Genomic DNA, 25,565 nt, shown 5'->3' with positions numbered 1-25,565 from the left:
TTTATTTGCCTCCTGTAAGAAGAATGATTAATTCTTTCCATGCAACCTCTTCTTATGCTTATTCACTTTAAAACTGAACTGACCCCTCCAGTGACCTATAGACTTACGTTTTTTCCATTTACAGGTGATCAACAAACGCAGGAATGTGCTAAAAAAAGTTTCTTGGCAAATTTTCTCACAAACAAACCCACTCTTATCCTATTGTTAACGCTTTCAATTTAATTGAATCATTTAAAGAATCTGAAAATTTATTGTTTTTGCTGTTGACCTAGCTCTAGTTAGGCGTTATGATAACTGACAATTAATTAAATAAATGAATTTTCGAATTATTTAAAAATGGAATGTATCACTCGAGAAAAAAAGAGAATTTATTGCAATTGGGAGGTGTTTTGATCTTATGCGAAGCGACATGATCAAAACAGGAATTGACCGGGCACCACACCGCAGTCTGCTGCATGCGACGGGTGTAAAAACGTCCGACCTAGGAAAGCCATTCATCGGAGTTTGTAACTCCTACATTGATATCATTCCTGGACATATGCATTTAAACAAATTTGCAGAAGTTGTAAAAGATGCTATTCGTGAGGCAGGCGGTATACCATTCGAATTCAATACAATCGGTGTAGACGATGGTATTGCAATGGGACATATCGGCATGCGCTACAGTTTGCCCAGCCGGGAGATTATTGCTGACAGTGCAGAGACGGTTATTCAGGCTCACTGGTTCGACGGCGTCTTTTATATACCGAATTGCGATAAGATCACACCAGGAATGCTAATGGCGGCAGCGAGAACAAACGTCCCTTCCGTTTTTGTATCCGGAGGTCCAATGGAAGCTGGTGTTAGTCCAGAAGGCAAACCATTGAATCTAGTATCTATGTTTGAAGGTGTAGGTGCCGTTCAGAATGGCACCATGACAGAAAAAGAATTAGCAACCATCGAGACACTAGCTTGTCCAACATGCGGCTCCTGCTCAGGTATGTTCACTGCCAATTCGATGAACAGCCTTATGGAAATGCTCGGCATGACTGTTCCTGGAAACGGAACACTGCTGGCAACGTCTGATGAGCGTCACGAACTAATCTACGAAGCGGCCAGGCATTTGGTTCGCCTCGTGAAAGAAGATATTCGTCCTCGTGACATTTTGACAAAAGAAACCTTTGATAATGCCTTTGCTTTGGATATGGCAATGGGCGGATCTACCAATACGGTACTCCATACCATTGCAATAGCGCATGAAGCAGGTATTGATTATAACTTAGCTGATATTAACAAGATTGCTGAAAAGACGCCTTATCTATCTAAAATCAGTCCAGCATCTGACTATTCGATGCATGACGTTCATCTCGCCGGCGGAGTCAGTGCCATTATTAAAGAGCTTTGTAAGATTGATGGCCTGCTTCATAGAGAACGCATTACCATTACCGGTAAAACAATTGCAGAGAATGTAGAAGATCACGAGATATTGAACAAAGATGTAATCCGTCCGCTGGATAACCCTTACAGCCCTGTAGGCGGTCTAAGTATCTTATATGGCAACTTAGCGCCTGATGGCAGTGTCATTAAGGTTGGAGCTGTTGACCCTTCCATCAAAAAATTCCTAGGAGAAGCAATTGTATTTAATTCCCAGGACGAAGCACAAGAGGGTATTTCGAATGGTACGGTGCAAGCAGGTCATGTTGTTGTGATCCGTTATGAAGGGCCAAAAGGCGGACCAGGAATGCCAGAGATGCTAACCCCCACTTCTGCTATAGCCGGGCGCGGGTTAGCAAAAGAAGTTGCACTAATTACAGACGGACGTTTTTCTGGGGCGACACGAGGTATCTCTGTCGGACACATTTCTCCAGAAGCAGCCGAAGGTGGTCCAATCGCATTTGTTGAGAATGGCGACCCAATCTTAATTGACCTAGAGACGCGCAGTATTGAATTGCTCGTCGATGAAGATGTACTCAAAGAACGCAGTAAGAACTGGGAGCAGCCGGAACCGAAGATTAAAACCGGTTACCTAGCAAAATATGCAAAACTCGTAACTTCTGCTAATACTGGCGGCGTTATGAAGATATAACCAAATCAAAGACGGGACCATAGTGACGGATACATTATATTCACAGAGAGCCAGGGACGCTGAAATCCTGGCAATATAATCCGTCATCTCTCTTCCCCGAGTGCAAAGCTGAAATCAGAGTAGGCTGAGCCAGGTGTGCAGCACCTGTTATCAAAACGGAGCGGAAGTTCAGCTCCACGAGGCAGTTTACCGTGAGGAAACTGTGAACTTGGGTGGTACCGAGAAAAGAAGAGTCTTTTTTCCCCATTTCTTGCAAGCTTGCTTGAATGGAGAAAGAAGGCTTTTTTATATATAACAAACAATCTTTTGGAGGGATAAAACCATGAAGGTGAAGGCGCAAGCCGTACAGGAAAGAAATCCTGCCGCAAAAGTTCCCAAGACTGGTGCTGATCTATTCGTAGAAACATTGCAAGCAGCCGGTGTAGATACGATTTTCGGCTATCCAGGAGGAGCAGTACTTCCAATTTACGATGCCTTGTATCGCGCTGAACCACAATTCAAGCATATTCTAACCCGCCATGAACAAGGTGCAATTCATGCAGCAGAAGGATATGCAAGAGTGTCTGGAAAACCTGGCGTTGTGATTGCTACTTCAGGGCCTGGTGCCACCAACCTGATTACTGGAATTGCTGATGCCATGATGGATTCTTTGCCTTTAGTTATTTTCACTGGCCAAGTAGGCAGAAGTGTGATTGGTACTGATGCATTCCAAGAATCAGACGTGATGGGTATTACGACACCAATCACGAAACACAACTATCAAGTGCAGCGACAAGAAGATTTGCCGCGCATTGTCAAAGAAGCATTCTACATTGCGACAACAGGACGACCTGGTCCCGTTGTAATAGATATTCCAAAGGATATTTCAGGCGAAGCTTACCAAACGGCTGCAACATCACAAGCGATTCACCTTCCAGGTTACCAGCCGACAACAAAACCGAATACCAATCAAATCAAGAAACTGATTCATGCGATTGCAAAGGCGAAACGTCCAGTACTTTTAACTGGTGCGGGAGTATTACATGCAAAAGCAGCACAGGAAGTTGAGCATTTCGCAAAACGTTTCCAGCTGCCTGTCGTTTCAACCCTGCTTGGACTTGGTGCCTTCCCTTCCAGTGATCAACAATTTCTTGGGATGGCAGGCATGCACGGTACGTATGCCGCTAATCGTGCCCTGTACGAATGCGATTTACTAATCAATGTAGGTGCTCGTTTCGATGACAGACTGACTGGAAACTTAGCACACTTCGCTCCTGACGCAACAATCGCGCATATCGATGTTGATCCGGCTGAGATTGGTAAGATTATTCCAACAAGCATACCGGTTGTGTCAGATGCCAAAGCAGCAATCGAGGCACTTATGGCTGAAGAATCGAACGCAGCAGCTAGTGAAGACTGGCGCAATCATTTACAGCAATACAAAGCAGATTTTCCGCTTTGGTATAACAATCCAGTACAAGATCTAACCCCGCAATGGGTCATGCAAGCTGTGCATAAAGCAACGGACGGTAAAGCAATCATTACGACTGACGTCGGCCAGCACCAGATGTGGGCAGCGCAGTATTACGGATTTGATCAGCCCAACAGATGGGTCACTTCCGGAGGTCTCGGCACAATGGGCTTTGGCTTCCCTGCTGCTATCGGAGCTCAGCTAGCGAGTCCTGATAGTACCGTTATCAGTATTGTGGGTGATGGAGGCTTCCAAATGACAATGCAGGAACTGTCTGTTCTGCAAGAACGCAGACTGCCTGTCAAGGTACTCATTGTCAACAATCAAAGTCTAGGTATGGTTAGGCAATGGCAGGAATTCTTCTACCAAGAGCGCTATTCGGAATCATTGCTAAATGTACAGCCTGATTTTATCAAGTTGGCGGACAGTTACAGCATCAAAGGAGTGCGACTTGATACACAGGAACAGCTGGTCCAGCAGCTCCCTTCCCTGCTCCATTCTGATGAACCTGTTGTTATTGATTGCCGTGTTCTGCGGCAGGAGAATGTATTCCCAATGATCGCACCTGGAAAAGGTTTGCATGAAATGATTGGAGTGAGTCGATGAAGCGAGTCATTACTGCTACTGTTCAAAATCGGAGCGGGGTGCTCAACCGGATTACTGGTCTGATGCAAAAACGCCAATTTAACATTGATAGCATTTCTGTTGGCAAAACAGAAGTCGAACAAATCAGCCGCATGACATTCGTCGTCGAAGTCGAAGACATGCAAAAGCTGGAACAACTCACAAAGCAGCTGCACAAGCAAATTGACGTGCTGAAAGTTGCGGACATTACCGATCATGCCATTGTGGCCAGGGAACTCGCACTAGTAAAAGTTGTCTGCCCCCCTGCCAGCCGCAGTGAACTGCAAAGTATCATTGCCCCCTTCCGCGCAAGTGCGGTCGACATTAGCAAGGATAGCATGATTGTTCAAGTCACTGGCGACTCCGATAAGATCGAAGCATTTCTCGAGCTTGTTAGGCCTTATGGCATTAAAGAACTGACTCGAACTGGTGTAACGGCCTTCCTGCGTGGGCACCAGCCGCAAACTGCGGATGGAAACACGTATTCACTTATAACAAACTAAAACCTATTAAAAATGGAGAGGAATGACACGTTTATGGCAAAAGTAGTCTATCACAATGATATCCAAGAAGAGGTACTAACAGGGAAGAAAATCGCAGTAATCGGTTATGGCTCCCAAGGCCATGCTCATGCGCAGAACCTAAAGGAAAGCGGATTTGATGTTGTTGTTGGGCTTCGTCAAGGTAAATCTTGGAATCAAGCAATCGAGGATGGACATGATGTTCGTTCAGCAGCTGAAGCCGCACAAGCTGCAGAAGTTATCATGGTGCTTGTACCGGATGAATTGCAGCCTGCTGTTTATAAGGAAAGCATTGAGCCACACTTAGAAACAGGCAATGCACTAGTATTTGCACATGGTTTTAACGTTCATTTTAATCAAATTACACCTCCTTCAAATGTTGATGTGTTCTTAGTTGCGCCAAAAGGTCCCGGACATCTTGTTCGCCGTACTTTTTCAGAAGGAGCTGGCGTACCTGCACTTTATGGTATATACCAAGATGTAACCGGCACAGCTAAAGAAGTCGCACTTGCTTATGCAAAAGGGATTGGAGCTGGCCGTGCCGGCATCTTGGAAACTACTTTCCAAGAAGAAACCGAAACCGATCTGTTCGGCGAGCAGGCAGTGCTTTGCGGCGGACTTACAAGTCTTGTGAAAGCTGGATTCGAAACGTTGACAGAAGCTGGCTATCAGCCAGAAGTTGCTTACTTCGAATGTATGCACGAACTAAAACTGATTGTTGACCTGATGTATGAATCTGGTTTGGAAGGAATGCGTTACAGCATCTCTGATACAGCACAATGGGGTGACTTTGTTTCCGGCCCGCGTGTAGTGAACGCTGAAACAAAAGAGCGTATGAAAGACGTATTGACAGATATCCAAAACGGTACATTCGCTAAAGGCTGGATCTTGGAAAACCAAGTAAACCGTCCGCAATTTAATGCTATTAACACGAAAGAATCAAATCATCCAATTGAAACAGTCGGTCGTGAGCTCCGCGAATTGATGCCATTCGTCAAACAAGGCAAGAAAAATCAATCCGCTGAGGAAGTGATCGTCCATGGCTCAAATAAATTTTTTTGATACAACTCTTCGGGATGGTGAACAAACACCCGGAGTCAATTTGAACAAACTGGAAAAGCTTGAAATTGCCCGGCAGCTGGAGCGCCTCGGAATGGATGTTATGGAAGCGGGATTCCCCGCTTCCTCCGAGGGTGACTTTCTGGCTGTTCAGGAAATCGCACGTTCCATCAAGACTACTGCGGTTACCGCATTAGCTCGTGCAAAGAAAAGTGATATCGATACGGCGTGGGAAGCCTTAAAGGACGCGGAGCAGCCAAGAGTGCACGTGTTCCTCGCCACCTCCCCTATCCACATGGAGTATAAGTTAAAAAAGACACCGGAAGAAGTATTGCAAACTGCTGTCGAGATGGTTTCTTATGCCAAAGAGCGATTTCCAATCGTCCAGTTTTCGGCAGAAGATGCTTCTCGTTCTGAACTCAGCTTTTTGGCACAAGTTGTGGAGGCAGTCATCGATGCAGGCGCAACTGTGGTAAATCTGCCTGATACAGTTGGTTACGCAACACCAGCCGAATATGGCAAGATGTTCGCTTATATGAAAGAACATGTGCCCAATATCGAAAAAGCTGACCTTTCTGCCCACTGCCATGATGATTTAGGAATGGCTGTTGCTAATAGCATTGCTGCTATCGAAAACGGCGCCACTCAAATTGAAGGAACAGTCAATGGTATTGGTGAACGCGCCGGTAATGCCGCTTTGGAAGAAGTTGCAGTGGCTTTGCATATCCGTAAAGACGCTTATGAACATACATCTCGTCTCGTCTTACAGGAAATTAAACGAACGAGCAGCCTTATCAGTAAACTGACGGGCATGAATGTTCCAGGAAATAAAGCAATTGTCGGAGATCATGCTTTTGCTCATGAATCCGGCATTCACCAAGATGGCATGCTGAAACACGCTGAAACGTATGAAATTATAACACCTGCCTTAGTCGGCATGAACGCTACCAACCTTGTACTTGGAAAGCATTCAGGTCGCCATGCTTTTAACACAAGATTAAGTGAACTGGGCTTTGTTCTATCTGACGTGCAGCTGCAAGAAGCATTCGACCGTTTCAAGCGTCTGACTGACAAGAAAAAAGAAGTGACAGATGATGATCTGTTTACCATTGCACTAGACGTCCAAACGAAGCATGATCCTGTACGGACATACGAAGTAAAAGCGCTGCAAGTAACGATGGGGCCGCAAAATCTGCCGACAGCAACAATCGCTCTGCAAACACCGGATGACGGAATCAAAGAAACAGCCCGAACTGGTCACGGGACAGTAGAAGCTATTTACAACACGTTGGAAGCTTTAATTGCCGAACAAGTAACACTCACCGACTACCGTATTCATTCGGTCGGCAAAGGAGAAGATGCGCTGGCGGAAGTACATGTGCAGCTGCAAGTGGACGGAGAGCCGTATACCGGCCGAGGCACAGCTAATGATGTCTTAAAAGCTTCCAGCCATGCCTTTGTAAATGGCGTGAACCGCGCTCTGCGGGCAGCTACCCTAAAGAAAACACAACCAGTAACCTAAAACTTGTTTGGAGAGTGTTGATTATGCAAAAAACAATTGTTCTGCTTCCAGGAGATGGAATTGGCCCTGCCGTGACAGAAGCTGCTGCTTCTGTCCTGCAGCAAGTAGCAGCTAATTTTTCTCATACGTTTACCTTTCATACAAAAGAAATCGGCGGTGCAGCCATTGATGCAACTGGTGAGCCGCTGCCAGCTGAAACGCTGCAAGCTTGTGAGGAAGCAGATGCTATTTTATTAGGTGCTGTAGGAGGTCCGAAATGGGAACAGCATCCCCCTCATTTACGGCCTGAAAAAGGATTGTTGCAGCTGCGTAAAGGGCTTGGACTGTTTGCCAATTTACGCCCTGTAAAGACCTTCCCTTCCCTGCTGGGCAGCTCGCCGCTGAAGCCCGAAATTGTTGCTGGCAGTGATCTGTTGATTGTTCGGGAATTAACTGGCGGTCTTTACTTCGGGCTCCCAAGTGAGCGTCGTGACAACGGGCAGACTGTGGTAGACACGCTGCATTATAAAAAAAACGAGATTGAAAGAATTGTCGATATCGGTTTTCAAAGTGCAATGCTTCGGAATAAGCGTCTTGCTTCTGTTGACAAAGCAAACGTTCTTGAATCTAGCAAAGTCTGGCGGGAAGTTGTTAATGAAAAAAGTATAGATTACCCGGAAGTAACCGTTGAACATATGCTTGTTGACTCCACTGCAATGAAGCTGATTACCAATCCGACCTACTTTGATGTCATTGTGACAGAGAATTTGTTCGGCGATATCCTGAGCGATGAAGCATCTGTGCTTACGGGATCTCTCGGCCTCCTCCCTTCAGCAAGTCTTCGAAAAGATGAGCTCGGGCTTTATGAGCCAGTGCATGGCTCCGCTCCGGATATAGCCGGAAAGGATATCGCAAACCCGCTTGGTGCCATTTTATCGGCAGCTATGCTGCTGCGCTACTCCTTCGGGTTGGAAAAAGAAGCAGACAGTGTTGAGACAGCTGTAGACCATGTACTAAAAAAAGGATATGGCACAACTGACATGCAAGCTGAACCGGCATTTACTGTTGGTACCGAGAAAATGACATCTCTAGTTCTTGAGCAGCTGCAAGCTGAGAAAGTACGCGCTTAACGAAAGGAGTAAGATTACGATGAAACAGCCTAAGACAATCATCCAGAAAATCTGGGAAAAACATACCGTTGTACAAGAGACCGATAAGCCTGATTTGCTCTATATCGACCTGCATCTTGTTCACGAAGTAACTTCGCCGCAAGCTTTTGAAGGACTGCGCTTAACAGGACGCAAAGTACGTCAGCCGGAACGAACATATGCCACAGTAGATCATAATGTTCCAACGATCAACCGCCCAATCATTCGCGATGAAGTTGCTCGTAAACAAATGGATACATTACGAACCAATTGCGCGGAGTTTGGTATCCGATTGGCCGATATTGATCACCCGGACCAAGGCATCGTTCATGTAATCGGACCGCAGCTTGGTCTGACTCAGCCTGGTAAAACAATTGTTTGCGGTGACAGTCATACGTCGACACATGGTGCATTCGGAGCGCTTGCATTCGGTATTGGAACAAGTGAGGTTGAACATGTTTTAGCGACCCAGACACTTTGGCAAAACAAGCCAAAAACATTGAACGTCCAGATTGACGGTCCGCTCGGTCCTGGTGTGACAGCGAAAGATTTGATACTTGCCATCATTGGTACATTTGGAGTCAAATTTGGTACTGGTTACGTCATTGAGTACACGGGAGAAGCAATTCGCGGCTTGTCTATGGAAGAACGCATGACAGTTTGCAACATGTCAATCGAAGCTGGTGCTCGTGCTGGATTGATTAGCCCAGACGAAACGACATTTGAATATTTGCGCGGCAGAAGATATGCACCTGATGCTGCAGCATTTGAAGAAGCAGTGGCAGAATGGAAACTGCTTGCCACGGATAAAGGCGCCACCTACGACAATACTGTTACGCTAGATGCAACAACAATAGAGCCGCAAGTAACCTGGGGAACAAACCCTGGTATGTGCCTGCCTATTTCTGCTAGTGTGCCGGATCCTGCTTTAATTGAAGATCCAGACGAGAAAAGTGCAGCAGAACAGGCAATTGCTTATATGGGACTAGAACCAAACCAACAGTTAACATCGATTGAAATCCAGCATGTATTTATTGGTTCCTGTACGAATTCTCGAATTACCGACTTGCGCAAAGCAGCAAGTGTCATTCGCGGAAGAAAAGTGCACCCTTCCGTACGAGCAATGGTGGTTCCAGGTTCTTTTACAGTTAAAATGCAAGCGGAGCAAGAAGGACTGGATACTCTCTTCCGGGAAGCAGGGTTTGAATGGCGCGATGCAGGCTGCAGTATGTGTTTGGCAATGAATGAAGATGTTGTGCCTGCTGGTGAACGCTGCGCTTCCACTTCTAACCGGAATTTTGAAGGCCGCCAAGGTACGGGGGCACGGACCCACCTAGCTAGTCCAGAGATGGCAGCAGCAGCAGCCATTGAGGGCCGCTTCGTCGATGTTCGGCAAGTGATGACACCAACTGTGTAAGGAGGATGAATAATGGAACCAATTCACACACATAATGGCCTCGTATACCCTTTGCCAAAAAGAAATGTCGACACTGATCAAATTATCCCGAAGCAATTTTTAAAACGGATTGAGCGCTCAGGTTTTGGCCAGTTCCTTTTCTATAACTGGCGTTTTGATGACGAGGGCGAGCCAAGACAAGACTTTACATTGAATGAACCAAAGTACAAAGGTGCATCTGTATTAATTGCCGACGATAACTTTGGCTGCGGCTCCTCACGTGAGCACGCGCCATGGGCCCTTTTAGATTATGGCTTTAAAGTAATTATTGCACCGAGCTTTGCCGATATTTTCTATAGTAATACGACAAAGAACGGCATCTTAGCTATTAAACTTTCAGAAGAACAAGTAGACTACTTGCTCAAGCAAGCAGAAAAGAAATCGTATATACTGACAATAGATCTGAAAAATCAGATAGTATATGATAATCTTGAGTTCAAGGCAGGCTTTGATATTCCAGCCTACCATAAGCATATGCTTTTAAATGGACTAGATGAAATCGGCATTACACTGACGTATGCCGATCAGATCAAACAATTTGAACAGACACATAATTAAAGGAGTGTGAAGGGCATTGGGGATTGCTTAAGTCAGAAGAAAATACAAGCAGCAGCAGCTTATTTGGAGGATTTGGTGCATCATACACCGATTCGAACTTCAACCACTTTGGACCAATCGGTAGGAATGAACGTTTATCTGAAGATGGAAAACGAACAAAAGACAGGTGCTTTTAAAGCTCGTGGGGCTTGCTTTAAGATTGGCTGCCTGGATGATGAGGCTGCAAAACGCGGCGTTATCGCGGCTTCTGCAGGCAATCATGCACAAGGTGTGGCATTGGCTGCGGCAAAACGGGGTATTCAAGCGAAAATCTTTATGCCGATTCATACACCAAAGCCTAAAGTAGAAGCAACCAAGAGTTACGGAGCATCTGTTGAGCTAGCAGGAGAGAACTTTCAAGAAGCTCTTTTTGCTGCCCAGAAAGAACAGCAGCAAACGGGGAGCACTTTCATCCATCCCTTTGATGATGTGGATATTATTGCAGGTCAAGGTACGATTGCCATTGAGATGCTCAAAGATCAGCCTCAGCTGGATACTTTAATCGTCCCTATCGGTGGCGGCGGGTTAATTAGCGGTATTGCTTTTGCTGCTAAACAAATGAAACCGTCCATCCGAGTTATCGGTGTACAGACAGAGGCAGCTTGTGCAACGTATCATACTTTTCACAAGCATCTGCTGCCTTCCTTAACTTGCAAGACAATTGCTGAGGGAATTGCTGTGAAGGAACCTGGCAAAGTGACGATGCCGTTGATTCAGCAATATGTGGATGATGTGGTTACCGTTTCAGAGCATGATATTGCAGCAAGTATCCTGCAGTTGCTCGAACGGCACAAAACGCTTGCAGAAGGAGCTGGTGCTGCAGCATTTGCTGCCTTGATGCGCCATCATCAGAGCATTCATTCCAAGCATTGTGGAATTATCATCAGCGGTGGGAACTTCGATCTTCAAAAACTGTCTGAGCTGCATGCACATACGATGCATCTCCCCGCCAACAGCATGGCATAAAAAATGAGCAGAAAGCACATCGCTTTCTGCTCTATTTTTCTTTCTCTGACTTCAGTCGTCCAGCTTGCTTCAACTGCTCGCGAAGCAGATATTCGATTTGAGCATTCACACTGCGAAAATCATCGTCTGCCCACTTCTGCACCATGTCGTAAATTTCCTGATTGATGCGCAACGGAAAACTCTTCTTCTTTGCCATAATACCCCTGCTTTAATATAGCGATCCATTGTTTACAACGGGCTGTGTCCCGCGATCGGAAACAATGGCCACCATCAAATTATTCACCATCTGTGCTTTTCGTTCTGCATCCAGCTCTAGATCACCATCATTCAAAGCTTCGACAGCATCCATTGACATGCCGACTGCACCTTCTACAATCATCTTACGTGCAGCAATAATAGCAGATGCTTGCTGACGCTGCAGCATTGCTTGTGCAATCTCTGTCGAGTAAGCTAAGTGTGTGAAACGTGCTTCCATCACTTCCACGCCTGCTTCACTTAACCGCGCTTCCAGCTCTGCTTGCAGTTTTCCAGTGATTTCATCTCCGTTTTCACGCAGCGAATAACCGGTCTCTTTAAAATTATCGTACGGATAATTGGAAGCAATATAACGTACCGCTGCTTCACTTTGGATCGCGACGAACTCTTCATAGTCATCCACGTTAAATGCCGCCTTGGCCGTATCTATTACACGATACACAATCACGGCTGCTATTTCAATTGGATTTCCTTCTATATCATTTACTTTTAGGGTCTTGGAGTTGAAGTTGCGAATACGCAGTGTAATTCGCTGTCTTGTTGTTAACGGAATTGTCAGGAACAGCCCGTTGGCGCGTATAGTGCCGATGTACTTTCCGAAGAAAGTCACCACATAGGATTGGTTTGGAGGTACAATGACGATGCCGGTTATAAGCAGCAAACCAACAATAAACAAAAGGATAGCCGGAAAAATAACCCCTTGTGCCAAACTAAAGATACCAGCACCCACCAGAGCGAGAATAATTAATACACCGAGGAAACCATTCAAGACAGCAGCCTGCTTTTCTTTCATATACGTCACTCCTACATTTTAATATTAAAGTGATATCACTTTAATATTATTATATATTCTGATATCTTTCTTTGCAACCTCCGAACAAGCCGATATACTAAAAGAAAAAGACTGGAGAAACTACATGCTTTATCACATGATTAGACCATTTCGATTGCTGCACCGTCAGTTAGTTGATAAGAATTATCCGCCTGGCACGCACATAATGGAAAGATACAATGTTATACGAAAACTCGGTTCGGGAAGCTACGGCACAACTTACCTATGTAAAGATATTGCGCACGATCAAACCTGCACTGTGAAACAGCTGCGGCGCAGCAGACAAAAGCGCAAAAAATATTTCGCTATGTTTCAGCGTGAATTTGAGCTTTTGCAAGCACTTCAGCATCCTGCAATTCCTGGAGCTACATCCTTTTTCCATACAGAAGATGGCTATTTCTTTGTTATGGACTATCTAACTGGTGAGAATATCGAACAGCATATTTTTGATACAAAGAAAACGTACACCGAAGAAGAGGCAATCAAACTGACAATTGATATTGCCCATATTGTGGAATACCTGCATGCAAAGCGTGTTTACCATGGTGATATTCGCATTCCGAATATCATGTTAACAGAAGGACGTGCTTCTTTAATTGATTTTGGTTTGGCAGCACAATTTACAGGGACGGAAACGAGAGAAGAACAGCTGCGAAAGGAACAAGATTTGTTTGATCTAGGCGATATCCTGCTATACCTCTTGTATACAACGTACGAACAGACAAATAAAAAAGCCCTTCCTTGGACAGAAGAGCTTACCTTATCAGCAGATTGCAAATTAGTGCTGGAAAGATTACTTGGCATTCGAGAGCCATTCGCCACGGCTGCGGGGGCAGTTAAAGCAATGGAAAGAGCAAAAGAAAAAACAGCAGATTAACTGCTGCTTCCATAACCCCGGCGTTTATATCGGCTGCTGCCTCCATAACGATTGCGGCCATAACCGCTGCTTCCGCTCGAACCATGACGACGGCGGCCGCGATGGCTGCTGGAATCGTAGCGACGGCCTCGGTGGCCGCTGGAATCGTATCTTCTGCCGCGGCGATGACTGCTGCCGCCAGCGGATTCTTGTAATTTACGGATAAACTTCTTGAACATAAGATTTCCTCCCTTAGTTCTGCTGTTTTCTATACGACTGAGGAGCCATGTAAGTTCCGAAAGATTGTTTCTTTATTTCTGTTTTTTCATTAACGAACTGATTTTTTCGAGTTTCGCAGCGAAGTCTTCCAGACGGACGAAGCGGCCTTCTCTAAATTGTTCCTTACCTTCTGCAAATACTACTATTGTTGGTGCTCCAAAAGCCATAAACCTGCCGACTACTTCTGGCACCTCACTTGCATCTGTATACCCTAGCTGTACATCGGGCTGACTTGCTGCAAGTTCCCTTATGCGGGGCAGAAGTGCTTCACAAACACTGCAGCCAGGTGACGAGATAAACAAAACAGCTAGCTGATTTTCGTTTATAAATCGCTCAGTCGTTTCCATACTATGCAATTGCACATGTATCACTCACTTCTTGATTCTTCCCTTCATCATATAGAAAATCTCCCTTGAAAGCGAATGATATGTTATAGTAGACTCTGATAATATTTAAACAAATATTGACAAAAAATTAGTTTAGCAATTAAAGGAGAAACCTATATATGCCTAAAGAAGAAAGACAGGAGCTGCGCAGATCGCAGAAGAAACGGAAGAAATCACGCAAAAAGCGCGTTATCCGAAATATCTTCCTAATTGTTATACTTTTGCTCCTTATCCCGGCAGCATACGCCGGTTATCTATACGTGAAAGCCGGAAACTTAGCCAGCGATTCTTATCAAGATGATGGCCGCGATAAATCTTCGCTTCGCGACAGTGCTGTCGATCCCGCTGAGGACAGTGTCAGCGTGCTGTTTATTGGCTCTGATTCTAGTGAAAAACGGAAAGATCAAAACATTGGTAAACGATCTGACACCATGATTCTTGCAACATTTAATAAAGAAGAGAAAAGCATTAAAATGCTTAGCGTTCCGCGTGACACATACACATACGTCCCTTATTTGGAACGGAACACTAAAATAAACGCTTCCTATAACGGCGGGCCTACTGCAACAGTTGAAGCTGTAGAAGAATTGCTTCAAGTACCCGTTGATTATTATGTGGATGTTAATTTTGAAGCCTTCATTAGTGTTGTAAATGCTTTAGACGGTGTTACAGTTGATGTTCCATATGAACTGGAAGAGATGAATTCCAAAGATAAAAAAGGTGCTATCCACCTGCAGCCCGGGGTTCAAAAGCTGAACGGTGAGGAAGCTCTAGCTCTTGCCAGAACGCGCAAACAGGATAATGATTTTGCCCGCAGTGAAAGACAGCAGCAGATCATTAAAGCTATGATGGACAAAGCAACAGACCTCAGCTCTGTGCTGAAGTATTCTGACTTGTTAGAAGCTGTTGGAAGCAATATGCAGACAAATATGACGTTTGATGAAATGAAGAGCTTCGTCTCTTATGGCGTGAATAATAACCTGTCTATGGAAACGATTGAACTTGAAGGTCAAGGCGGAACAGGTATCGTTCCCGGATATAATGCTTGGGCATTTGTTCCAGATCCCACTTCCCTTGCTAACGCTACGCAAACACTGCGTGATCAATTGGAGCTGCCAGCACTTGACTCTAGCACTTCTACAACCTCGCCTTCATAAGGTGGGGTTTTCTTATACCTCTTTTGGTACAATCACCTGAATCTCCTCTGGCAACACCTCCGCTTGGAACGGAAGCGGCACTCCTTCATCTCCATCAATATTCACAACCAACTCTGTATCTGCTTTAACTCGAATCGACTTTGCTTTAAAATAAGCTACTTGCGCATTCGAATCCAAACTTCCTTTGAACAGGTCTGGAATAATGGAAACAGCCTTTGGAATGGAAAGGTCCTTTAATAAGAATATGTGCAATTGATGGTCGTCTACTTCGGCTTGCTCTGCAAACTTCTCAAATCCAGCCACAGAATTCGTCATGGCCGCCAGCATCATATATGCTTTATCATGGTAAGCTTCTTTCCCGTCCGCTTCAATTTGCAGCTGAAATGGCGTCTTGTTACGAAATGCCTTTGCCCCTTCCATCAGATAAGCAAAGTGACCGTATTTGCTTTTCTCCTCCGGTGAGACATCGTAAACAGCCTCGGCAATAACTCCAACTGCCAGTACATTCATAAAGTAACGATCCCCCAATTTCCCGATATCCACACGCTTTGTATAATAATCTTCCAGCAAAGCCAGTGCTTCCTTCGGCTTTTTGGGAATCTGCAATGCACGCGCAAAATCATTTACGGTCCCAAGCGGAACAAAGGCAAAAGCAGGTTTTTGTTTCTTCTCAGCCAAACCATTCACACATTCATTAATTGTGCCGTCGCCGCCCATAGCAAGCAGCGTTTCATATGTACCATCACAGGCTTCAGCCGCAAACTTTGCCGCGTCCCCTTCTTTTTCTGTGTATCTAATTACAACTAAATCATGCCGTTTACCAAGTATTCCAACTGCCCTTTCTTCATAGTCCATTGCCTTTTCCTTCCCCGATGAAGGATTAATAATAAGCATAGCTCGCACCGTTTTCACCTCTCTTATGTTTTTTCCTATCTATACCTTTTTCTTACATAATTAAAACCATCACTAATTTTACCCATATCTAATTAGATGATAATCTAATCTATAAAGGAGATGATTGGAATGCAGCTCGATAAAATTGTCCGTTTCCACAAAGCTGTCGGCGATACGACAAGAATGCGAATCATCGCAGTGTTAAAACGAGGACCTCTTCATGGGCAAGCTATTGCGCATAAGCTTGGACTAAAGCCCCCGACCATCACACATCATATAACAAAGCTGCGAGAAGCAGGTATTATCTACCCAATTAGAGACGGCAACAGTATTTACTTTTACTTAGACGAACCGCACTTAGAAAGACTATCCAAGAGTATCTTGCAACTAGGGGAAGAAAGTGTGCATCCAAGTGCGCAAGTAAATTCAGAGGAAAAGCTTAAATTGGTAAAGAGTTTCTTTTCTTCCGATGGGAAGCTTGTCCAGTTACCAGCCAAAGAGAAAAAACGCGTCATCGTTTTAGCGTATATGATTCAGCATTTAGAAAAGCATCGTGTTTATGAAGAACAAGAAATAAATGCGTATATCCAGCGGTACCACTCCGATTATGCGACTATCCGTCGTGAGTGGATTACACATCAATTTCTTTATCGTGACAATAACAACTACCAACTGAATCCAGAGGAAATGTGGCCCGCTAGCTTTTGAGAGCGGGCAGCTTTCCCACTACTAATTAGATACTCATCAAACTAGGAGGGAAAAGATGAATTTATTGATCAATCGTGATTTCCGTCTGCTGCTTGTTTCCAGTATCTTTTCGAGTTTATCCATATCTATGTATCTGCTAATTGAACAATGGTATGTGATTAACGAGTTAGACGCCCCTGCACTAGTCGGTATTGTGCTGTTAGCGACAACACTGCCTCGTGTGATTTGTATGGTTTTCGGCGGTATACTTGCAGATCGACTGCGAAAAAGCCGTATTATTTTCTGTTCACTTTTTGTTAGAAGTTTGCTGCTTATGCTGGCAGCTTTTCTTGCAGACAGTAACATGCTGCAGTTTATTCCACTGTTATTTTTTGCTGTTACTTTTGGTATATCAGATGCTTTCTTTTGGCCGGCACGAGACAGTATCGTACCGCAAATTGTACCAGAAGCCAGTTTAGCAAAAGCTAACGCCATGATGCAGACGATAAACCAGCTTGGTGTTGTACTCGGACCTCTTACTGCCGCACTCCTGTTATCCAAATTTTCATATGCAGCGGTGTTCTGTCTGATAGGCGCATCCCTTCTCTTAGGAAGTATTTGTCAAATGATGATCAAGGAACCGAAAAATAACAGCCATGTTAACTTTTCCTTACGCACCGAGATGAAAGAAGCTATTCAATTTATTAAAAATAGTCTTATACTCAAACTGCTAATGCTGACATTTATTGTGGATAATTTACTTTATATAGGTCCATTAATGCTAAGTATTCCGCTTTTTGCAGGAAACATTTTGGAAGGAGACGCATTTACACTTAGCTTCCTGCAAATCTCTTTTTCAGGCGGAATTGTTATCGGCGGATTTCTGCTTAGTTTTTTTCCAATAAAAAAGCAAGGACGCTGGATTGCAGCAGTCTTGCTTTTAGAGGGCTTTTTGCTCGGTATATACAGCCAGTCTGATAGCTTTGTTGCAATTAGCCTATTTCTTTGCCTGCTCGGAATATGTGTCTCTGCCATTAACATACCCGTTATCAGCTTAATCCAGCAGATTGTACCAAAACACTTAATTGGCAGAATAATAAGTGTAAGTACACTAGTTTCCATTGGATTGATTCCTTTATCTTACGGAATTGTTTCTCTGTTACTGCTGTCAGGTATCTCGATTCTAACCATTCTGTTATTGTCGAGTTTTAGCATCATTGTATTCAGCACAATTCTTTTGCTGCAGCGAAATGGTTTACGTAGAATCTGACCATCACTTATCAACACAGTCGTTTAACTAAAAAATAGCCAGACGGCTGCCAAAGCTATGATAATAATTAGCAAGATAATGCCAGTACCTTTCCAACCTAAACCACCAACTAAGTCTGCAAGATTGCCTTGCTCAGAACGGTTTAATCCATCATGAAAATTTCCGCCAGGATTATGCTTTCGCTCTTCTTGGCGCAATCTTTCTCTTCTTTCTTTTGGTGATTCTTTCTCCTTACTCATACCATCACTCCTTTTGCTTTTGATTATAGTGTTCTATACCCAACTAGATAAATAAAATAAAGCCAGCTTCCTTAGAAAGCTGGCTTTAAGATTAATTTAGCCCATCAATGGTGACTTGTTCAATTGTTGCTGATGAAGCATCCTCGTGCATCGCAGCTTCAAAGCTGACTTGATCTCCTTCTTTCAAGAAGATCGCATATGGTGCATCAGCCGAACTAATGCTGTAAATGGTATCCTGACCTTGCAGCAGGAACTGAATTGTTTTCGTCCCGGAACTTTCTCCGGAAATGTACAAGCGGGTTACTTCTCCGCTCACCTGCTGTACGGGCGCATCACCAGTAGATTCAGCGGTGCTTGGATCGGTACTAAGCTGTAATCTGTAGGCCTGTAGTGTACTTTCTGCATCATCGCCGAACACAACATAATCAGAATCCGCGGCTCGCACGTAGGCATATTTTTTAAAGATGCCATTTGCATCAAGCACGCTGACTACCCAAGTCGGATTGCCGTCAATATTGTACAGAACCGGCATCTTGCCTTCCCACTTTTTCTCGGGATATTCTTTTTCGACAACTTGCACTGCACCGGAGGAATCCATAATACCATTGTTCTTTTCCCCGCCAAAGAAGGTTACTTCCCCTGTTCGGCCATCTACCATACTATATCCAAGAGCCGAGTCAATATTTTCTTTTGGCGATTTGAAATCGGTAAAGTACTGGATGCTGCCGTCTTCAGAGAAAACAGCTGTCACACCATGCTCTGTGCCATTATCATTCGGTATCTTCACACCAGCTTTCCCAAAGTATCGATTCCAGAAACCGCCGCTGTACTCGCCATAATACGTGTTCAGTTTGCTTGCCATTTCCGGAGCAATCGTATTCTCAATAAAGGCAGGTGCTTTTGCCGCATCATAAATTTCAGACTCGCCATTATACGGATTCACGACAACCACTTGGATGTCATCTCCATTTGCCTTTCCAGTGAACAGCTTCGGCTGGTATACTGTCTGCACATACCATGCTTTTCCATCTTCGTCGATTTCTAAACGAGCTTCTCCTTCTCGGATGTACGTTGGATAACGAGAATAGATAATACGTTCTAAATCTTTGTGAAAGTAGGCAGATGGTACATAAGCTAGCTTGTTTTCAACGAATTCCGGCTGTGCGCTTAAACTAGTTGCATCGATAACAAAGTACCCTGACGTTTCGCCGCCTTTTATCCATTTAAAAAATCCATCAAATTCAACAGGAGCAATATATTCATTCGTCTCCCCGACAGTCTGCGTCTGAAGACTGCCAAGCTGATACAGTTGTGTCTCCGGAACGACGCTCATCTTCTTGTTCATCATATTTCGCACCGAGCTTGGAGCAATAGCAATTGGCGTTTTCTCTTCATCAAGCGGCTTTGCTTCATCTTCGGTTGATTTGACAACATGATCATATGTCGATTGATAAACTGCGAAATTCGCAATCACACAAACAACTGCTCCTATTAGCAGCACTGCAAACAGTCCTGCTGTCAGTTTCAATCCTGTCGTCTTTTTCGTTTCCTTTTCTGTCTGTTTGTTTGCAATAAGCACAAAAATAGCGAAGAGGATACCGATGGCGTTCAGCCAAAGTATATTTTGAATAATAAAAGCAGGTAAAACGAAGTAAATAATTAAGAAAAGCACAATGTAGCCCGTGATTCCTGAGAAAACATATTGTTTAAGTCTTGCTTTTCCTCCTCCAGCTGCCAAATCGGCCAGAGCAATCAAGATAAAACCAGCCATGCTGGCTAACGCGATAAGAAATATCATGCTGTTCCCCCTTAAGTGTCGTACTTTCTATACGAAACAAAAGCAGAAAAGTTTCACTCTCCCTATATACGAAGATCTTACAGTATATCTTGTAAGGTCTTCTCTAGAGATTTAAAACGGAACGTATAGCCTTCCCGCTCTAACCGTTCTGGAACAACCCAGCGGCTTTTCAAAACTAACTCTGTTTCCGTTCTGATCATAACGGACCCTGCTTCCAGCATCCATTTAGGCGCAGGCAAACCAAACGGTACACGCATGGTCTTTCTCAGCGTTCGCATTAACTCGCGATTGGAAACTGGCTCCGGAGACGCACAATTAAAAACACCACGCAGTTCTTGTTTCTTTTGTAAGAAAAGAATAATCTGATATAAGTCTTCCACATGTATCCAGCTGAACATCTGATTCCCCGTCCCCTGATTACCTCCGAGTCCGAGTTTCACTAAGTTCTTGTAGGGCGTAATTACACCGCCATCTTTTCCTAACACAATAGCTATGCGTAAAGCAGCTTGCCTCGTTCCCGGCAGTTCATATGAAAAGAAAGTCTCTTCCCATTTCGTCCCTACATCAACAGAAAAGCCCGTTCCAATCTCTCCTTCAGCTTCTGTCATCGGCCGATCTTCTGCATGCCGATATATGGTGGCAGTACTGGAATTAATCCACAATGAAGGCGGGTTTTCGCACGCTTGGACAGCTTCTCCTAATAATGTTGTCGTCTTTACCCTTGAATTCATTATTTCTTTTTTATTTGCTTCATTATAGCGGCAATTTACTGATTTCCCAGCTAAATTGATTAGCAGTTCTGCTCCTTCTACAGCCTTTATCAGTCCTAGCTTATTGTCCCAAGAAAAATATGGATTTTTCCTAGAGATAACAATAACCTCATAACCTGAATCTTTGAATTTATTAGCTAAATACTCTCCAATAAAGCCAGTTCCGCCCGCAAGTACTACTTTTCTCATATAATTCTCCTTTCTGATTCTGTTTATCTCTAATTTCACCTGATGACATGGAAAGTATCACTCAAAATAATATCTCCATAAGGTTTAATCAATCTGTACTCGCCTTCTGTCAAGTTATAATCTAATACATTAAAAGACGTGTTGAATCCCCCTTCTGTATGGGAAGACAAAAGCATACCATCCTCTTGAAATGCAATATTCTTTTTAAATGGTATCCGCATCCATTTTCCATCAACATATTTCTCAATACTATATTCACGACCAAAGCCTATTTGTTTATCGGTATCGTTCCGTATCACGTAGGCTAATTCGTCTTCCTCCATTGCTATTGTATCTTCCTCTATGACGAGTGTTATTCCAGTCGATTGATCCATCTTTAAGATTTTATTTCCATATGTACTTGGTTTTAATTGTTCCGTTTGCTGACTACAACCTGTAAACATAATTATCAGACACAAAGTTAACCCACGTTTTCTCACCTTTTCCCTCCCTCTAGTTTCCGTGAACCATCCTCTTTAATAGGAGCAAAGTTAGACATAATTCTTTTATCTATGTATATACTTCTAGTTATTTAGAGATTTCCCTTGTTAAAACAATCACAAAGTCTACTCATTTCTACTAAGAAAGTGTCTCCCTTGTTTCACCAAGACAAGTTATCTATACTTATAGTTTAAGAGGGATAATATGATTGAGGATATATCGAAAATTGATTATCAAGAAGTTATTGAATATGCACTGAATCCCTTGATTGTACATACTGATCCTAAGATACTCTATGTTAATGCTGCCGCTGAGGCATTTTTCAAAGGAAGTAGGAATGACATTGTAGGAGCAAGCCCTTTAGATATTTTCCAAGAAAGATCAAAGTCCGCCATTGATAAAAGAATCCAATCCGCTTACGATGCGCCTGCAGAAGTGATAGAAGAAACAATTTTCAAACTGGACGGGGAGAAAGTGGATGTCGAACTATATTGCCATCCTGTTTTTATCGGCAATAAAAAGGCAATTCAAACTTATGTAACAGATATCTCGGAAAGAAAAAAAACAGAAATGAAACAACAATTAATGACGAAACAAATAAACGAGCTTTCTGCTACCTTAGTGCCTTTATTAAAAGGAATTGCTGTACTGCCCCTGGTAGGTGAAATAGATACAATATGCGCCTCTCAACTATTCCAGCTCGTTCCGGAGAAAGCAAACAGCAAGATGTTGATTGCCTAATTATCGATTTTTCTGGCACTTATCAGTTACACCAAGTTGCTACAGATTATTTATTAAAACTCAGCCATGTTCTTGATTTATTAGGAATAAAGTCGATCTACACTGGTATACAGCCAAAACATGCTATCGAAGCAGCAAACTTAGATATAAGCCAGCTTCGAACGCCTACTATGACGACAGTAAAAGAGGCGCTAGAACACCTCGGTGTGCATTAAATTGCAATCCCCCGCGTTCTTTTTATTCATTTAAAGCAGGAAAAGAAAATCCTAATACGGATTATTTCTTTCCTGCGGATGCGCCAACATGTTATCAACTTCTTAATTCCAGTTTAAAGCACTACCCTCTCTAAAACTAATGGCTGCAGCGCTCTCGATTCCTCGATATAAATAAAAGCATCGTATCGCTCAGACATGACAGAGGGTACATAATTACCGAACTGTTCGAACTCGGGCCGATATACAACACCAATTGCGCGGTGACCTATCCGCTGCTGAAAGTTTGTTTCGTTCTCCTTGTTAAAAATCAGTATCTTGTCATATGCGCCTGCTCGATGCATCAGTTCCTCCCATGATCCTTTGATTGCATTTGGTACTATCTTCACATCATGATTGACTCCCCATTCATCTGCCGCAATGACTGTTCCACTGTAAGTTCCAAGTCCAACTGCAAATACATCCTCTGGGGCATTTTGCTGCCGGATAAGCTGGCCAACATTGACCATGCCGTTATGCACCATATCCGTAGCTCTCGCATCTCCTATATGCGTATTATGTTCCCAAACAATTGCTTTTGCAGCTACTCCGTAAAATTTCATTACCTCATTCAGCGCGTCCACCATGTGGGTATCTCGTATGTTCCAGGATTCCTCATCACGCAGTACCATCGAGCGGTAATAGTGCTCCGCGTTATAGGCGACTAGTGCATTGACTTCCAGATTCAGTCTAGTCTCTTGTTCACATGGATATTGTTCCCTTTTCCGCTGAATTGTTGCGAGCAATTTTGACACCTCTGCGACACAGCCGTCGGAATACAACCCAGCTGATACGGCATATTCCTGGTTGTCACGGTTAAACGGTTCAAAGCATGTAAAAGCTTTCTTTGCTACTTCCACATCAGGTGAATCAATTCTTGTTAAATAAGCAATCACTTCTTCCATGGATTCCCACAGACTATACATATCTATTCCGTAAAACCCTACCTTAGGCCGCGTATCTTGCTTTTCATTGTGATCTTTCATCCACTCTATCAAGTCAATCATCTCTTCGTTCGCCCACATCCATGTTGGCCATCTATTGAAATTGCTAAGCACATCACGGGCAGTATTGTGTTTTGTGTCGTAGCCCTTGATGTAGCGATTCACTGCCTGACAAGCCGGCCAATCTCCTTCCACAGCAATAAAAGTAAATCCTTTTTCTATAATAAGTTTTTTGGTTAACTCGGCACGCACCGTATAAAATTCTGACGTACCATGAGAAGCCTCCCCCAGCAGGACAAATTTTGCGTTACCAGCAGCATCCTTTATTTGTTCCAAGTCAGCTGAACCTGATAAAAGCGTGCTGTATTTTTCTATTGCTTGAACCACTTTATTTTCCATACTACCCCAGCTTTCGTTTGCAGATATACAATTACTTTTTGATAAATTCTTCAAAAAGATACTGTATTTAAATCTTTTTCTCCAGCTGGCATTACTTGTCTCAAGTAAATCATCAAAAGTGAAAGACGAACACTTTGTCAAAACGTACCCATTTTAAGTATTTTTATATAGTGACTCAATTATTTCCTTATCAAAATGGATTATCAGTAGAGAAATATTAAATATGAAAAAATCATGCTATACCAGACAGCATGTTGGGGAACTATTAAGGAGAATTTATTATCCAGCACATCTTCTAAGGAGCGTATCATCTTGCATCATTTTAATGAAACATTTATCCAATTACTTATCCTGCTAGCAATATCTGTAACAGTTATTGCTCTATCCAAGACATTTAAGAAACCTTATTCGATTGCCTTAGTGCTTGTCGGATTAATTCTAGGTCTTGTTGATATTCCCTTTTTAGAAGAAGCAGAGAACTATATCGTTCAATCCAATGTATTTCAAGCTGTAGTGATTTCTTTATTCTTACCAATATTATTGGGTGACGCGTCTATTAAGTTACCTTTTTCTCACTTAAACCAAGAGAAGAAACCTGTAATTGCGATGGCATTCGGCGGAACACTAATTACATTTATAGCCGTCGGTTTCAGTGTTTATTACTTCATGGATTTGCCTATTGTCGTTGCCTTTACGTTTGCAGCATTAATGAGCGCAACCGATCCGATCAGTGTTATCTCTATCTTTAAATCGTTAGGAGTCCCAAAAAAACTGACTACAATCATTGAAGGAGAATCCTTGTTTAACGATGGTATTGCCGTGGTGCTGTTTCAAATTGCATCTATGTACTTGCTTACATATATGGAAATGGGATGGGAAGGCCTTGGTCAAGGTTTATTACTATTTTTGAAATTCAGTCTAGGCGGCGCTGTTGTCGGTGCTGTATTAGGCTGGATTATTTCTCGGATTTTCAAATTTTATGATGACTATCCTTTGGAAATTGTGTTTTCTATGCTGTTATTTTTCGGGAGTTATTTTATTGCCGAGCATTTTGAAGTTTCCGGTGTTATCGCCGTCGTCGTTTCAGGACTGATCTTGGGGAATTACGGAGCAAGAATCGGAATGTCTGAAACAACGAGGATGAACATTGATTCTTTCTGGGATACAATAACGCTGATTGCCAACTCACTCATATTCTTAATGATCGGATTAGAAATACAAAACATTGATTTATCAGGAAAATGGGGGCTGATTGTTGCGGCAATTGTCATTGTGTTAGCTTCAAGAACGATTGCTATCTACGTAAGCACACTGCCGATTAAAGGCTTCGAGTCAACCTACAAACTTATATTAAATTGGGGCGGGCTCAGAGGAAGTTTGTCCATCGCATTGGCATTAAGTTTGCCGCAGTCTTTTGAAGGCAGAGATAATATACTCATCTTAACCTTCGGGGTTGTACTATTTTCTTTGCTCATTCAAGGTCTTACTGTTGGTCCATTAATTAATAAGCTGAAAATCGGCCAGCAAACAGCGAAAACAGATGAATAAATCTTTATAAGTTCAAAGAATTTGGAAAGAAACCCTTTACAAAAGTACGTGTATTTCTTACTATATACCTAACAATTGCATAAAATTGCGACGCACTAGGGGAGCTGGAAACGGCTGAGAGGATTTGTTCTGACCCTTATAACTCGATCTGGATAATACCAGCGTGGGGAAGTGCAGCCAGAATGCTCTTACTCTTTTTGTAT

General features: G+C 43.3%; 24 protein-coding genes, 1 pseudogene and 1 riboswitch. Of the genes and pseudogenes, 15 read left to right on the top strand and 10 right to left on the bottom strand.

Going from position 1 to position 25,565, the window contains the following annotated elements:
* Positions 1–397 precede the first annotated feature (397 nt).
* The 9 genes from ilvD (at position 398) to ilvA (ending at position 11,387) form a co-directional block, all read left to right on the top strand.
* Positions 398–2,065: a dihydroxy-acid dehydratase gene (ilvD, locus tag KS242_RS07065; protein WP_217323676.1), complete on the top strand. Its 1,668-nt coding sequence runs from the start codon at positions 398–400 to the stop codon at positions 2,063–2,065.
* 322 nt (positions 2,066–2,387) lie between these two features.
* On the top strand, positions 2,388–4,121 hold the full coding sequence (gene ilvB, locus KS242_RS07060) for a biosynthetic-type acetolactate synthase large subunit (protein ID WP_217323675.1): 1,734 nt from the start codon (positions 2,388–2,390) through the stop codon (positions 4,119–4,121).
* Positions 4,118–4,642, top strand: coding sequence for an acetolactate synthase small subunit (gene ilvN / locus KS242_RS07055; protein ID WP_077309939.1), 525 nt, complete (start codon positions 4,118–4,120; stop codon positions 4,640–4,642). The genes ilvB and ilvN overlap by 4 nt, the downstream gene beginning before the upstream one ends.
* Before the next feature lie 33 nt (positions 4,643–4,675).
* A complete protein-coding gene (ilvC, locus tag KS242_RS07050; RefSeq protein ID WP_217323674.1) occupies positions 4,676–5,722 on the top strand; it encodes a ketol-acid reductoisomerase in 1,047 nt (348 codons plus the stop codon).
* On the top strand, positions 5,700–7,241 hold the full coding sequence (locus KS242_RS07045; protein ID WP_217323672.1) for a 2-isopropylmalate synthase: 1,542 nt from the start codon (positions 5,700–5,702) through the stop codon (positions 7,239–7,241). Before ilvC ends, KS242_RS07045 begins: the two co-directional genes overlap by 23 nt.
* Before the next feature lie 23 nt (positions 7,242–7,264).
* Positions 7,265–8,350 (top strand): 3-isopropylmalate dehydrogenase, encoded by a 1,086-nt coding sequence (gene leuB / locus KS242_RS07040; protein WP_217323671.1) that lies wholly within the window; start codon positions 7,265–7,267, stop codon positions 8,348–8,350.
* A 19-nt stretch (positions 8,351–8,369) separates the two neighbouring features.
* Positions 8,370–9,785: a 3-isopropylmalate dehydratase large subunit gene (gene leuC / locus KS242_RS07035; protein ID WP_217323670.1), complete on the top strand. Its 1,416-nt coding sequence runs from the start codon at positions 8,370–8,372 to the stop codon at positions 9,783–9,785.
* Positions 9,786–9,797: 12 nt separating this feature from the next.
* Positions 9,798–10,382 carry a 3-isopropylmalate dehydratase small subunit gene (gene leuD / locus KS242_RS07030; protein WP_217323669.1) on the top strand — a complete coding sequence of 195 codons (585 nt, stop codon included), beginning with the start codon at positions 9,798–9,800 and terminating at the stop codon, positions 10,380–10,382.
* A gap of 6 nt (positions 10,383–10,388) precedes the next feature.
* A complete protein-coding gene (ilvA, locus tag KS242_RS07025; protein ID WP_217323667.1) occupies positions 10,389–11,387 on the top strand; it encodes a threonine ammonia-lyase in 999 nt (332 codons plus the stop codon).
* A 31-nt stretch (positions 11,388–11,418) separates the two neighbouring features.
* Here the strand turns inward: ilvA and KS242_RS07020 are convergent, their stop codons facing one another.
* Positions 11,419–11,583, bottom strand: coding sequence for a type II toxin-antitoxin system antitoxin (locus KS242_RS07020; protein ID WP_077309951.1), 165 nt, complete (start codon positions 11,581–11,583; stop codon positions 11,419–11,421).
* A 12-nt stretch (positions 11,584–11,595) separates the two neighbouring features.
* Positions 11,596–12,435 (bottom strand): SPFH domain-containing protein, encoded by an 840-nt coding sequence (locus KS242_RS07015; protein ID WP_217323665.1) that lies wholly within the window; start codon positions 12,433–12,435, stop codon positions 11,596–11,598.
* 124 nt (positions 12,436–12,559) lie between these two features.
* On the opposite strand from KS242_RS07015, the gene KS242_RS07010 reads away from it, so the two are divergent.
* Positions 12,560–13,351: a serine/threonine protein kinase gene (locus tag KS242_RS07010; protein WP_217323664.1), complete on the top strand. Its 792-nt coding sequence runs from the start codon at positions 12,560–12,562 to the stop codon at positions 13,349–13,351.
* Here KS242_RS07010 and KS242_RS07005 read toward each other — a convergent pair.
* Both KS242_RS07005 and KS242_RS07000 read right to left on the bottom strand, forming a co-directional pair.
* Positions 13,348–13,569 (bottom strand): hypothetical protein, encoded by a 222-nt coding sequence (locus tag KS242_RS07005; protein WP_217323663.1) that lies wholly within the window; start codon positions 13,567–13,569, stop codon positions 13,348–13,350. The genes KS242_RS07010 and KS242_RS07005 overlap by 4 nt on opposite strands.
* Before the next feature lie 72 nt (positions 13,570–13,641).
* Complete coding sequence (locus KS242_RS07000; RefSeq protein ID WP_217323662.1) at positions 13,642–13,971, bottom strand: thioredoxin family protein; 330 nt, start codon at positions 13,969–13,971, stop codon at positions 13,642–13,644.
* 143 nt (positions 13,972–14,114) lie between these two features.
* Here KS242_RS07000 and KS242_RS06995 point away from each other — a divergent pair, with 143 nt between their 5' ends.
* Positions 14,115–15,152: an LCP family protein gene (locus KS242_RS06995; protein ID WP_217323660.1), complete on the top strand. Its 1,038-nt coding sequence runs from the start codon at positions 14,115–14,117 to the stop codon at positions 15,150–15,152.
* A 12-nt stretch (positions 15,153–15,164) separates the two neighbouring features.
* On the opposite strand, the gene KS242_RS06990 is transcribed toward KS242_RS06995, so the two are convergent.
* Positions 15,165–16,046 (bottom strand): diacylglycerol/lipid kinase family protein, encoded by an 882-nt coding sequence (locus KS242_RS06990; protein WP_217324094.1) that lies wholly within the window; start codon positions 16,044–16,046, stop codon positions 15,165–15,167.
* 129 nt (positions 16,047–16,175) lie between these two features.
* Here KS242_RS06990 and KS242_RS06985 point away from each other — a divergent pair, with 129 nt between their 5' ends.
* Both KS242_RS06985 and KS242_RS06980 read left to right on the top strand, forming a co-directional pair.
* The gene (locus KS242_RS06985; RefSeq protein WP_217323659.1) at positions 16,176–16,754 is read left to right on the top strand and encodes a DUF2087 domain-containing protein; all 579 of its coding nucleotides are present in this window, start codon (positions 16,176–16,178) and stop codon (positions 16,752–16,754) included.
* A gap of 49 nt (positions 16,755–16,803) precedes the next feature.
* Positions 16,804–18,003: pseudogene (locus KS242_RS06980) on the top strand (MFS transporter); the annotation flags it as partial.
* A 23-nt stretch (positions 18,004–18,026) separates the two neighbouring features.
* Here KS242_RS06980 and KS242_RS06975 read toward each other — a convergent pair.
* From KS242_RS06975 to KS242_RS06960, 4 genes are all read right to left on the bottom strand, one after another.
* Positions 18,027–18,242 (bottom strand): DUF6366 family protein, encoded by a 216-nt coding sequence (locus KS242_RS06975; RefSeq protein ID WP_217323656.1) that lies wholly within the window; start codon positions 18,240–18,242, stop codon positions 18,027–18,029.
* Positions 18,243–18,333: 91 nt separating this feature from the next.
* A complete protein-coding gene (locus KS242_RS06970; protein ID WP_217323655.1) occupies positions 18,334–20,040 on the bottom strand; it encodes a UbiA prenyltransferase family protein in 1,707 nt (568 codons plus the stop codon).
* Between the two features lie 77 nt (positions 20,041–20,117).
* A complete protein-coding gene (locus KS242_RS06965) occupies positions 20,118–20,999 on the bottom strand; it encodes a TIGR01777 family oxidoreductase (protein WP_217323654.1) in 882 nt (293 codons plus the stop codon).
* A gap of 35 nt (positions 21,000–21,034) precedes the next feature.
* The gene (locus KS242_RS06960; protein ID WP_217323653.1) at positions 21,035–21,478 is read right to left on the bottom strand and encodes an immunoglobulin-like domain-containing protein; all 444 of its coding nucleotides are present in this window, start codon (positions 21,476–21,478) and stop codon (positions 21,035–21,037) included.
* Positions 21,479–21,683: 205 nt separating this feature from the next.
* On the opposite strand from KS242_RS06960, the gene KS242_RS06955 reads away from it, so the two are divergent.
* The gene (locus KS242_RS06955; protein WP_254391836.1) at positions 21,684–22,220 is read left to right on the top strand and encodes a PAS domain S-box protein; all 537 of its coding nucleotides are present in this window, start codon (positions 21,684–21,686) and stop codon (positions 22,218–22,220) included.
* A 328-nt stretch (positions 22,221–22,548) separates the two neighbouring features.
* On the opposite strand, the gene KS242_RS06950 is transcribed toward KS242_RS06955, so the two are convergent.
* Positions 22,549–23,814: an erythromycin esterase family protein gene (locus tag KS242_RS06950; RefSeq protein WP_217323651.1), complete on the bottom strand. Its 1,266-nt coding sequence runs from the start codon at positions 23,812–23,814 to the stop codon at positions 22,549–22,551.
* A gap of 312 nt (positions 23,815–24,126) precedes the next feature.
* On the opposite strand from KS242_RS06950, the gene KS242_RS06945 reads away from it, so the two are divergent.
* Entirely contained in the window at positions 24,127–25,362 is a 1,236-nt protein-coding gene (locus tag KS242_RS06945) for a cation:proton antiporter (protein ID WP_217323650.1), read from the top strand.
* 87 nt (positions 25,363–25,449) lie between these two features.
* Positions 25,450–25,549, top strand: a riboswitch (TPP riboswitch).
* The last annotated feature ends 16 nt before the right edge of the window (positions 25,550–25,565 follow it).

This window comes from Terribacillus sp. DMT04 (assembly GCF_019056395.1).
GTDB classification, from domain to species: Bacteria; Bacillota; Bacilli; order Bacillales; family Amphibacillaceae; genus Terribacillus; species Terribacillus aidingensis_A.
This window is presented reverse-complemented; position numbering and strand designations above follow the sequence as displayed.